General features: G+C 32.2%; 11 protein-coding genes. 10 read left to right on the forward strand and 1 reads right to left on the reverse strand.

Annotated features, from left to right (window positions below; genetic code table 11):
• The first annotated feature begins 124 nt into the window (after nucleotides 1–124).
• The 6 genes from V7014_RS02520 to V7014_RS02545 all read left to right on the forward strand — a co-directional run bounded on the left by V7014_RS02520 (nucleotide 125) and on the right by V7014_RS02545 (nucleotide 4,937).
• Complete coding sequence (locus V7014_RS02520) at nucleotides 125–817, forward strand: aspartate/glutamate racemase family protein (protein WP_335503862.1); 693 nt, start codon at nucleotides 125–127, stop codon at nucleotides 815–817.
• 129 nt (nucleotides 818–946) lie between these two features.
• Nucleotides 947–1,642, forward strand: coding sequence for a response regulator transcription factor (locus V7014_RS02525; RefSeq protein ID WP_335503863.1), 696 nt, complete (start codon nucleotides 947–949; stop codon nucleotides 1,640–1,642).
• 1 nt (nucleotide 1,643) lies between these two features.
• Nucleotides 1,644–2,579, forward strand: a complete 936-nt coding sequence (locus V7014_RS02530; RefSeq protein WP_335503865.1) for a sensor histidine kinase — start codon at nucleotides 1,644–1,646, stop codon at nucleotides 2,577–2,579.
• Between the two features lie 107 nt (nucleotides 2,580–2,686).
• Entirely contained in the window at nucleotides 2,687–3,610 is a 924-nt protein-coding gene (locus V7014_RS02535) for an ABC transporter ATP-binding protein (protein ID WP_335503866.1), read from the forward strand.
• Nucleotides 3,603–4,295 (forward strand): ABC transporter permease, encoded by a 693-nt coding sequence (locus V7014_RS02540; RefSeq protein WP_335503868.1) that lies wholly within the window; start codon nucleotides 3,603–3,605, stop codon nucleotides 4,293–4,295. The genes V7014_RS02535 and V7014_RS02540 overlap by 8 nt, the downstream gene beginning before the upstream one ends.
• An 87-nt stretch (nucleotides 4,296–4,382) precedes the next feature.
• Nucleotides 4,383–4,937 (forward strand): DUF1572 domain-containing protein, encoded by a 555-nt coding sequence (locus V7014_RS02545; protein WP_335503870.1) that lies wholly within the window; start codon nucleotides 4,383–4,385, stop codon nucleotides 4,935–4,937.
• A gap of 69 nt (nucleotides 4,938–5,006) precedes the next feature.
• On the opposite strand, the gene V7014_RS02550 is transcribed toward V7014_RS02545, so the two are convergent.
• A complete protein-coding gene (locus tag V7014_RS02550; RefSeq protein WP_335503873.1) occupies nucleotides 5,007–6,614 on the reverse strand; it encodes a hypothetical protein in 1,608 nt (535 codons plus the stop codon).
• A 187-nt stretch (nucleotides 6,615–6,801) separates the two neighbouring features.
• Between V7014_RS02550 and V7014_RS02555 the strand changes: the two genes are divergently transcribed.
• The 4 genes from V7014_RS02555 to V7014_RS02570 all read left to right on the forward strand — a co-directional run.
• Nucleotides 6,802–7,197: a VOC family protein gene (locus tag V7014_RS02555; RefSeq protein WP_335503875.1), complete on the forward strand. Its 396-nt coding sequence runs from the start codon at nucleotides 6,802–6,804 to the stop codon at nucleotides 7,195–7,197.
• 341 nt (nucleotides 7,198–7,538) lie between these two features.
• Nucleotides 7,539–8,312: an arylamine N-acetyltransferase family protein gene (locus V7014_RS02560; protein WP_335503877.1), complete on the forward strand. Its 774-nt coding sequence runs from the start codon at nucleotides 7,539–7,541 to the stop codon at nucleotides 8,310–8,312.
• A gap of 154 nt (nucleotides 8,313–8,466) precedes the next feature.
• On the forward strand, nucleotides 8,467–8,718 hold the full coding sequence (locus tag V7014_RS02565) for a YhjD/YihY/BrkB family envelope integrity protein (RefSeq protein WP_438824852.1): 252 nt from the start codon (nucleotides 8,467–8,469) through the stop codon (nucleotides 8,716–8,718).
• Nucleotides 8,719–9,042: 324 nt separating this feature from the next.
• Nucleotides 9,043–10,884: sigma 54-interacting transcriptional regulator (locus tag V7014_RS02570; protein ID WP_335503879.1), on the forward strand; the 1,842-nt coding region annotated here is incomplete at its 3' end.

The raw sequence follows: 10,884 nt of genomic DNA on the forward strand, positions 1-10,884 counted from the left end.
CCATCGATTAAAGTTTCACTTTATTATTTCTTCATTTTGAAAACCTTAATCTAATGCAAATGTAATAGTATAATGAAAAAAACAGAAAAATCTAAGTTGTTCATAACATAGAAGGAGGAACATTATGAAAACGATTGGTCTTATTGGAGGTATGAGTTGGGAGTCTTCTGTTGAATATTATCGAATCATTAATGAAGAAGTGAGAATTAAATTAGGCGGTTTACATTCGGCAAAGTGTTTATTATATAGTGTTGATTTTGAAGAGATTGAGAGATATCAACAGGAAGGAAAATGGGAAAAAGCTGGTGAAGTATTGGGGGATGTTGCTCAAAGTTTAGAAAAAGCAGGTGCCGATTTTATTGTTATATGCACGAACACAATGCATAAAGTCGTGCATCAAATAGAGGGGAAAATAAGTACTCCTATATTACATATCGCCGATGCAACAACTGTACAAATCAAGAAACAAGGATTTAGTACAGTAGGCTTACTCGGAACAAAATATACAATGGAGCAGGATTTCTATAAATCTCGAATCGAATCAAGTGGAATTAAGGTTGTTATACCAAATGAGTGTGATCGAGAGGTTGTAAATAACATCATTTTCGAAGAGCTTTGTTTAGGGAAAATCTCACAAACATCGAGAGAGTGTTATAAACAAGTTATTGAAAAGCTTATCAAAAATGGAGCAGAGGGAATTATTCTTGGGTGCACTGAAATCGGATTATTAGTAAAAGATGAGGATTCTACTGTTCCTTTATTTGATACAACAACAATCCATGCACTTGAAGCAGTAAATAAATCTATGGGAAAATAATGACAATGCGATCCTTCATAGTGAAGATTTGGTTCAACTAATAATCGGTGGCGGATGGACGAAAACCCACATCGATTAAAATTTTACTTTATTATGTTGTCAATTTGTAATGATTGGAGTGGGGAAGTTATGAATCACCGAGTTATGGTAGTTGAAGATGATTTACATATAAGTGAGATGGTTTGTGAAAGTTTGTCCAAAGAAGGTTTTCATGTAAGAGCAGTTTATAATGGTGAAGAAGCATTAAAAGTATTAAATATGCAAGGTTTTGATTTAATTTTACTAGATCTAATGCTACCGAAAATAGATGGCATGACTTGTTTACAGACAATAAGAGTAGAAAGCATGGTCCCAATTCTCATCATGTCTGCTAAAGGTGAGGATGTAGATAAAGTGTTAGGATTGGGATTTGGTGCTGATGATTATATTTCAAAACCATTCTCTATGATTGAATTAATCGCTAGAATTAAAGCACTTCTAAGAAGAGAAAGTCACTATAAACGCTCGATAAGTCCCCGAGAGGAAGTAGTGAAAGTAGGAGATTTAATCGTTAATATGAGTAATTTTTCTGTGAGAAAGTTCGATCAAGAAATTAAACTTACATCAAAGGAGTTTAGTATATTAAAATTATTTATCTCAAAACCTTCTCAAGTGTTTACAAAAGCGCAGCTATATAATCTCGTTTGGGATGAAGAATATTATGGAGACGATAATGTAATTAATGTACATATTCGGAGACTTAGAGGGAAAATCGAAGACGATGCGTCAAAGCCAAAATACATAAAGACATTATGGGGAATCGGCTATAAACTGGGGGATTTGTAATATGGTTTATTTAGTTGCGATATTCCTAGTATTCTCGTTTATTTTAAATGTTGTTCTTAATGCGAGAGTTAAAGCACATAGGAAAGAAGTCAAATACATAGCAAAGAAACTGCAATCGATCGTTGAAACTGATTCGGATGAAAAGCTATTGTTACATACTGATGATGATGAGGTAATGAATTTATTAATCCAAATTAATGATCTTCTAGGACATAATCAAAAGATAAAAGCAAATTCTCATAGAGTAGAGCGTTCTATGAGAAAAATGCTTTCTAATATTTCTCATGATTTGAAAACGCCACTAACTGTCGTCCATGGTTATACAGAAATCATGCTAAATGATGAAGAGGTAAACAATGAAAAAAGGAAAGTTCTATTGGAGACGGTACATTCCAAAACTTTGGAGGTACTGGATTTAATCGAGCGTTTTTTTAAACTAGTAAAACTTGAGTCAGGTGATCAAAAATTTGAAATTATAAAGATAGATATATCAGAAATCTGTCGCAAAGTAATACTGTATTATTATGAAATTTTGACTATGAAAGAATATGAAGTGGAAATTGAAATTCCTGATGAGTCAATCCATGTATGGGGGAATGAATTGGAATTGGAACGTGTTCTTCATAATTTAATTTCCAATGCTATTCACCATGGTGAAGCAGGAAAAATGTTAGGTTTAAAAGTTCACACAATTAATGACTGCGCTTATATTGAAATCAGTGATAAAGGCCAAGGTATAAGTGAAATACATCGAGATCGTGTATTCGAAAGAATGTATACAATGGATGATTCAAGAAATAAGTATTTTCAAGGGAGTGGCCTAGGCTTAACGATTACTAAGAGGTTAGTAGAACAAATGGGTGGAGCTATTAGTTTGCAAAGTGCTCCATATAAGAAGACGATTTTTACTGTTAAATTGAATCGTTTTATTTTTTGAATAAAAAATTCAAAATTTTGAGCAACTTAAGATTTTTGTAAGGATTCAGTAAGATAAATGACACTTTTAAACTTTAGAATGAAAACGGTAGAAAGAGGAGGGAGCAAATGACTTACATCATTCAAACGAGTAACGTTACTAAGGCTTTTAATGGTAAAGAGGTTATTTCTAATGTAAATATGAATGTGAAAAAAGGAGAAATATATGGCTTCTTAGGGCCGAATGGATCAGGTAAGACAACTTTAATGCGAATGCTTTTGAATTTATTGAAACCAACCAGTGGTGATATTAAATTATTTGGTGAGAACTTAACAACGACATCTTATGAAGTGCTTAAAAGGATGGGGAGTATTATCGAATATCCTGTTTTTTATGATTTGCTAACAGCGAGAGAGAATTTACAGCTTCACTGTGAATATGTTGGGTACTACAACAAAGATGCAATTAATACTGCTTTAGGTATGGTGCAATTGAAGAATATTGAAGGTAAGGCAGTAAAGGATTTTTCATTAGGTATGAAACAACGTCTAGGAATAGCTAGAGCGATCATTACAAAACCGGAAATCCTTATTCTAGATGAACCTATAAATGGATTAGACCCAGTTGGTATTAAAGAGTTTCGCAATCTTTTCCAAATTTTGAGCAAAGATTATGGAATGACATTGTTAATTTCTAGCCATATACTTGGAGAAATCGAACAAATTGCTGATACCATTGGAGTCATTAAGGAAGGAAAACTGCTTAAGGAAGTAACGATGGAAAGTATTCGATTACAAAATACAGATTACATCGAATTGAAAACAAATGATGTAAAAAAAGCAGCTAATGTTATTGATCATAAGTTACACATTACAAATTATAAAGTACTTGATCAATCAACCATTCGTATTTATGATATGAAAATTTCTCAAGGAGAAATCACAAAAGAGCTTGTATTCAATAATATTGTAATAGAAGAAATAAATAAAAAAGAGTCTTCATTAGAGGAGTATTTTTTGAAAATTATTAATGGAGGCAGTATTTATGCTTAAACTTATTAAATTAGAGATCAAGAAATTTAAATTGATTCAATATTGGAAAGGTGTCGTTATTGCAAACCTTGGATTCATCGCGTTATTAACTGTGCTTTTCTTTATAGTGAAAAATGAAGGTCGTATGCCAATCCTGAATTTTGAGGAAGTGTTAAGCGTTATTAACGCTTTGGTTCGGGCTGCATTTCAAATATTTGCTTCAGTGCTTATTGTTAAATTAATAATTGATGAATATAAAAGTAAATCAATTGAAATTATGTTTACTTACCCAATAGGACGAAAAAAAATTATGACAGCAAAGATGATTATTATCACAATGTTTACCTTTATAACCGTATTTTCATCAACTATTTTCATCGGTGTCGTTTTTTATTGCTTAAACTTATTTTATGTTATTATTCCCGGTGAAGTTGGAATGGATGCTGTTATGAACGGTTTATTAACCACGCTCATAAATTCTATTGCGGCAGCTGGAATGAGCCTTATTCCTTTAATATTCGGTATGATTCGAAAATCTGCGCCAGCTACCATTATCGCCGCTGTAATAGGTGTTTCTTTGACAAGTCGAGTAGATACGGACTTTGATTTATTTTCAGTAATTGCAATACCGATTACACTAGGGCTAATTGGATTGTTCATAGGATATTTATCTATTAGAAATATCGAGAAAGCGGATGTACGATGATTGTTTAGTTAATCAAATAAACGGAAGTAAAGATAAATAGGGGGTACGGATTCCATATTTTAATCTTTTTAAAACAGGAGGATATGTATGAGTCTAGGAAATGAATATTTAAAGATTATTATCAGAAGATTTCAAAGTGTGAAAAGTCTTGGAGATAAATCAATCAATCAGTTATCAGAAGAAGAACTGCAATGGATTTTGAATGAGGAATCAAATAGTATTGCCATAATTATAAAACATGTAAGTGGCAATATGGTATCAAGGTGGACGAATTTTTTAACATCTGATGGAGAGAAACCAGATAGAAATCGCGAACAGGAATTTGTTGACCCTATACAAGCTGGACAAGATTTAATACGAAGTTGGAATCAAGGATGGAATATTCTTTTTGATGCATTACATCAATTAACTGAACAAGATTTATTGAAGAATGTCTATATTCGAGGCGAGAGTCATATAGTTTTGGATGCAATTGAAAGACAACTCGCTCATTACGCATATCATGTGGGTCAAATCGTATATATTGGTAAACAAATAAAAAATGAGAAGTGGGAGAGTATAAGTATTCCAAAAGGAAAGTCAGAAGCGTATTTGCAAGAGATGTTAATAAAACATAATCGTACAAATGAAAAATTACTATAATGTTAAATACACAACTAAACGCCAGAGAAAGAGTTAATTAAACTCCTTCTCTGGCGTGTATGTTGTTCATTATTTATATAAATCAATTCCTGCAATCATTATTGCACCTGTTTCACCTTTTGTAGTTAGAGATATTTCTTTAATATTTGATAAATCAATGTTGTTCAATGATGATAAATCAATTAGCTCTGTACCAAGTGGTGTGAATGTTGTCCAAATTTGATAATCCTCTGTTAATTGGTCGACTTTACCAGGTTGATAACGAAGCGATGGTGTTGATTTTGATGTTAATGGTATTGTTTCCGTTTTACCGTTATCATCTTTGATTGTTACACTTAACTCTGTAGCGTGTTTCTCGTTGTTTTTGGGATTAGTAGAATCAAGTGCCAAATAAAGAGAAAGTGTCTTCATCTCTTGCCAATTACTATTTTTCTCCGGTAATTGGAGGCGCATACTACCACCTTTTTTCTCCCATTGTAAAGAATAAAGCGGAATACTGTCTGGTGTTCCAGGTGTGAAAAATGGTTGTGCAGAATCTTCAGCAGGAAACACATCTTCCTCTACATACTCTAATTTGATTTCTTTTTGAATAAGACCTTTCAACGCTTTACTTGGTGCGAGAATTTTCATTCCATCTGGCTGATATACTGATGACATAAAATCAATATTATATCGTTTAGGTGTTTCATCGTTAAAGAAATCGCTAAAAGATCCAATCTGTTTGTTTGTTACATTTAAGAAGTCAAAAGCATATTGAGTTAGAAATTCTCGTTGCTTTTCCTTGTTCATGTACGTAACGTCTGGGCGAATTGCCTCATTATAGTTAACCATTGAATTAAAGGCGCCATGATTAGCTCCATATAAATAGGCAACCGTAATCGGATATTTGCGGTTTGGTGAACGATATGCCACATTATAACTATCTTGACCATCTAAACTTATAACATCTCCATCATATTGCGGCAAAATAATCGCTGTAGGAATATCAACATTGTGATCCTCTAGTGGTCGATTATATGCAGGAGCAACTTGTAATAGAGAATTGAAAGAAATTCCTTTAGTAGTTAGTTCGTTAATAAGAGCCATTGACCCTTGACCACTTCTAGAATGTCCAATAAGGTTTATTTTACTTAAATCAGCTTTATCCGTAAGGTCGATATCAAAAATCTTTTCACCATTGTTAGCTTTTTCTAAAGCTTTGTAGTTATCATAAAAAATGGCTTCGAGACGTTTAAATTCATCACCTTCAACTGGTTCTAAACTAAAAGCTCTATTCACATTTAGTGAAATGGCTAAATAGCCGTTGTCTGCTAGTGTTTCTATTAAGTAGCGAAATCCATCATAATATGCATTTTTTGATACGTCTAATATTTCATGTGCACCATGAAGAATGAATACTACAGGATTATTTTTACCTGCTGGAATGCCCATCGTACCTTGAATAGGATATGGGACTTTCGTATCCATCTCGACAAGACTTCCTTCACCTAAATTATATTGAACAACGGTTCCTTTTTGAGCGCCCTTAACATTACTTGCTAGCTTTGGGATTGTTGTTTTTTTTGTAACTGTTTGTCCTTGTGATGAAGTTTCTTCTTTTTCTGTTGAACAGCCTATTGTACCTATTATGAAAAATACAATAAATGTAAATAATAGCAATGATTTTACTTTCTTCATAGTATCCTCCGTTTTTAATTTTTCTTTAATTAGACTATAATTTTAAGACGTGATAAGTTGATATTTAGTTTTATGTATTTTTTTCCAAATGGAAAATGTTTTGACCACTTTACTACGTTCTTCCATTGGTGAGAAAATCATGTATCAAGTTTTATTAATAGTAAAAAAATAAAAGGAGTTTAGTTATATGAAAAAAGTTACACCATTCTTAATGTTCCAAGGAAATGCAGAAGAAGCGATGAATTATTACACATCGCTGATAGAAGAGTCAGCGATTACTAGCATTACTCGTTATGGAGCTGACGAGGCAGGGGAAGAAGGTAGCGTTATGCAAGCTACTTTTTCATTAAAGGGACAAGAAATCATGTGTATTGATAGTAATATTAAGCATGATTTTACATTTACACCATCATTTTCTTTGTTCATTACGTGTGAAACGGAGGAAGAAATTGATCGATTATATGAGCGCTTATCAGATGGTGGAGGTATTTTAATGCCACTGGGTGATTATTCATTTAGTAAGAAGTTTGGTTGGATTGTTGATCAGTTCGGCGTTTCTTGGCAGTTCACTTTACCGAAGTAATTATTTCAAGCCATATGATTATTAGTGAAAGTGTTGGTTAACGTCGATTAAGTTTTTAAGGCGTCAAAAAACTAAAGCTTGCCTCAGTATAAAAATCACCCGCAAAACGGGTGATTTTTTATACATTTTATATGCTCGTTAATTCATTATGTATAATAGTAAGATTGCCTATTCCGACGAAAGCGAGTTTCATTTGAATATCATTTTCATGAGTTCGTAAGTCACATTCCGATTAGCTTAAGGCACTCGCAATGGATTAACAATAGATATTTATACTGCCTTATTGAAACTAATAGTAGTAAAATTAAAGTATATTTAAATTTTCAAAGGGGAAGTGAGTAATGTCAAATTTAAATGTTTTGTTTCGGAAAAGAATAGGTTTTCAAATAAATGAAGAACTAACTTTCGAGCAGTTACCGATTGTTTTAATGAAGATGGCGAAGAATATACCTTTTGAAAACTTACGTGTAGTCAATAACAACATGAAAGATATTACACTTGAAAATGTAGTAGAGAATTTATTAATCAAGAATGAAGGTGGGCTATGTTTTGATTTAAATCCACTTCTCTATCATTTTTTATTAGAAAATCACTTTAACGTATGTTTAGTTAAAGGCGTGATTTACAATCATTTTATTCAAGACTGGTCTTCAACGGGTAATACTCATGTTTTGATTATCTTAAAATATGAAAAAGATTTATATTTAATAGATTCAGGTTTCGGTAAGAATGTTCCATTAAAGCCTGTACCATTAAACGGAAAAAGCATCAGTTCTGAAAATGGTGAATTTCGAATTAGGAAGACTGAAGATGAGGAGAAACCTTATATATTAGAAATGAAACTATTTGGTGATTTGAATTGGAAGAATGGCTATGCATTTGATGTGAATAATCCTATTTTTGAAATATGTGAGTTAAACAAAATTCAACAAATTATAAGTGAACACCCACTGTCACCTTTTAACAAAGGCCCGATTATGGCTAAATTAATTGAAGAAGGGTCTATTTCACTAACTGATACCACGTGCAAAATAGTGGAAAACGGAGAAGTTCATATTGAAAATATTGATGTTGATAGATTTCGGGAACTAAGAAAGCAGTATTTTACTATATAACCTCTTAGAAAACTCATGAAAATGTGATAATATTCATGAGTTTTTTATGTGTCACAATGTGCCTTTTAGGAATGCTGGAAAAGTTTGTATATAGAAATGAAGGAATAATGGCTCAAATAACAAGGGAATATGAATTTCACTGTTTTAGAATTAAATGAACCATAATATTTTCTCTTTTTATGTAAATCATTTTTCTAATTATTCATCTACGTATGGAAGTCTTGGTGGAATGATTGTTTTAATGCATTGGTTATATCTTGCTGGTTTAATATTCGTAGTTGGTGGTGAAAAAATGCTTTACTTCATCACAAATAAAATCTTGATAGAATGGGTGCTCCGACTAAAGTCTATAGTTAAGAAATATTCTTACTATTCAATTTTTTTGTTGGATTGCATTACCTGTTAAGGGATATTGATGCTAACATGCATCAGTGTTTATAATAAAAACGAGACGAAGTGCACATTTTATATACAAAAAATGAAATTTAATATATGAAATGTGGTTACGATTCAATATTACATCGTTGATGCATTTTGGCATCAACAGGATATAGAAAAAATATTAATATGCATCATATCGATTGTATATGAAAACAGAATGATACTAATAAAACAAATATCGCTTAAAATTTGTTAGTATTTTCAGAAAAAATAATAAATTTTAGTTCTTTGGCATACAACTTGCAATGTAAAATAGTTAAGAAAGCATTTGATAGGAGGTTTGTATATTTTGTATTCGAAGGTAAAAGACATGATGAATAAAATCTTTATAACATTTTATGAATATGATGCAATCATGCCTACTATTAAAATTTTCTTGAATGAAAAATTGGACGCTGCACCAGTGTTTAACGATTTAAAAGAGTTAGTAGGTATTGTAACCGAAAATGAGTTGCTACGAGGCATTAGTGATCATAAACAATTTTTAAAAGATATTATGACTGAAATAAAACAATGTGTGTATGAACATGATGAAATAAATAATATTATTCATATTAAACAAGATGTTTTTCCGGTAATGAATGACCAAAATAATTTAGTCGGCATTTTGAGCCGTAAAAAATTATTAGAAGTTTATGCATCAGAAGTTAACGTGGATTTGAGTCAATTAGATGCAATCTTCAAATCGGCTCATAATGGTATTGTATCAATTGATCAAAGAGGATTTATTACTTCGCTTAACCCAGCTGCTGAACGTATGGCAGGAACGAGGAAGGAAGTTGCTATTGGACGTTTTCTATCAGATGTTGTTTCACCAAAAGGATTGCTAGATGTTTTGCGCAATGGTAAAACAACTTCAGAAAAATATCAGGTAGGGAATCGGAAATATATTTCAAATCGAACACCGATTATGAAAAATAATGAAATCATTGGAGCTGTAGGTGTCTTTCAAGATATCTCTGAAATTGAGTATATTTATGATGAATTACAATCTGTGAAGAAGTTATTAGCTCAGCAAGATATTGTAATTGAATCGTCTCGTGATGGCATTCTTATACTAGATCGATTTGGTAAAATCATAAAATCGAATCAAGCCTTGAATGATATGTTTGGATTGAAGAAGATGCCTGAATATTATCAGGAATTGTTAGGAGAACACATGTCTCAATGTATACTCACTTTAGTTTTAGAGAAAGAAAATAAGGTTTCTATAATTGAGCAAGATTATAAGAACCAAAATCAATTGTTAATAACAGCTATACCAGTAAACGAAAAGAAGAATGAGGAGGACTTTAGGGTTGTCGTTACGATTCATAATTTGTCTGAAATCGATCAATTACGAGCAGAAATTAAACATACGAAGCAGCACTTAAAAAAACTATTGGAAAAGAAGAAACAAACTCATAATTTAATTGCTCATTCTTCTGCTATGAGAGAAACACTTAGCCATTCTGAACAAATAGCTAATGTTGATTCTACGGTGCTATTACTTGGTGAATCTGGTGTAGGGAAAAGTGAGATTTCAAACTTTATTCATCAAAATAGCAATCGTAAGTTACAGCCTTTTATTACTGTGAATTGTGGTGCTATACTTGAATCGCTTGTTGATTCTGAATTATTTGGATATGAAGGTGGTGCGTTTACAGGAGCTAATAAAGGTGGGAAAGTTGGTTACTTTGAAAGGGCTCATGGAGGTACTATATTTCTCGATGAAGTGGGTGAGCTTCCTTTAACCATTCAAGTCAAGTTACTGCGAGTATTGCAGGAAAAAGAAATTATTAGAGTTGGCGGTTCAAAGCCAATCAAAGTCGATGTTAGGGTAATAACAGCAACCAATAAAGATTTGTCCAAGTTAGTTGAAGAAAAGAAGTTTCGTGAAGATTTGTTTTATCGATTAAATGTCATTCCTATTCATATTCCTCCACTAAGGGAAAGGGGAGACGACATTCCATTTTTAATTAAACAATTCCAAGAGAATTTTTGTTTTAAATATGGCTTAAACAAGGTGTTTTCTGATGAAGCAGTCCAAGCAATGACTCATTATCATTGGCCTGGAAATGTTCGCGAGCTAGTCAATATGGTAGAACGTTTGTTAGTAACCTTAAATATACCTGTTATAAATAAAGAAGAT

The organism is Bacillus sp. JJ722 (assembly GCF_036963345.1).
Taxonomy (GTDB): Bacteria; Bacillota; Bacilli; order Bacillales; family DSM-1321; genus Bacillus_AD.

Bases quoted from the DNA above. Each gene is read 5' to 3' on its own strand.
- V7014_RS02555 (WP_335503875.1), top strand. From the start codon at position 6,802: ATGAAAAAAGTTACACCATTCTTAATGTTCCAAGGAAATGCAGAAGAA.
- V7014_RS02560 (WP_335503877.1), top strand. From the start codon at position 7,539: ATGTCAAATTTAAATGTTTTGTTTCGGAAAAGAATAGGTTTTCAAATA.
- V7014_RS02565 (WP_438824852.1), top strand. From the start codon at position 8,467: ATGAACCATAATATTTTCTCTTTTTATGTAAATCATTTTTCTAATTAT.
- V7014_RS02540 (WP_335503868.1), top strand. From the start codon at position 3,603: ATGCTTAAACTTATTAAATTAGAGATCAAGAAATTTAAATTGATTCAA.
- V7014_RS02525 (WP_335503863.1), top strand. From the start codon at position 947: ATGAATCACCGAGTTATGGTAGTTGAAGATGATTTACATATAAGTGAG.
- V7014_RS02550 (WP_335503873.1), bottom strand. From the start codon at position 6,614: ATGAAGAAAGTAAAATCATTGCTATTATTTACATTTATTGTATTTTTC.
- V7014_RS02530 (WP_335503865.1), top strand. From the start codon at position 1,644: ATGGTTTATTTAGTTGCGATATTCCTAGTATTCTCGTTTATTTTAAAT.
- V7014_RS02520 (WP_335503862.1), top strand. From the start codon at position 125: ATGAAAACGATTGGTCTTATTGGAGGTATGAGTTGGGAGTCTTCTGTT.
- V7014_RS02545 (WP_335503870.1), top strand. From the start codon at position 4,383: ATGAGTCTAGGAAATGAATATTTAAAGATTATTATCAGAAGATTTCAA.
- V7014_RS02535 (WP_335503866.1), top strand. From the start codon at position 2,687: ATGACTTACATCATTCAAACGAGTAACGTTACTAAGGCTTTTAATGGT.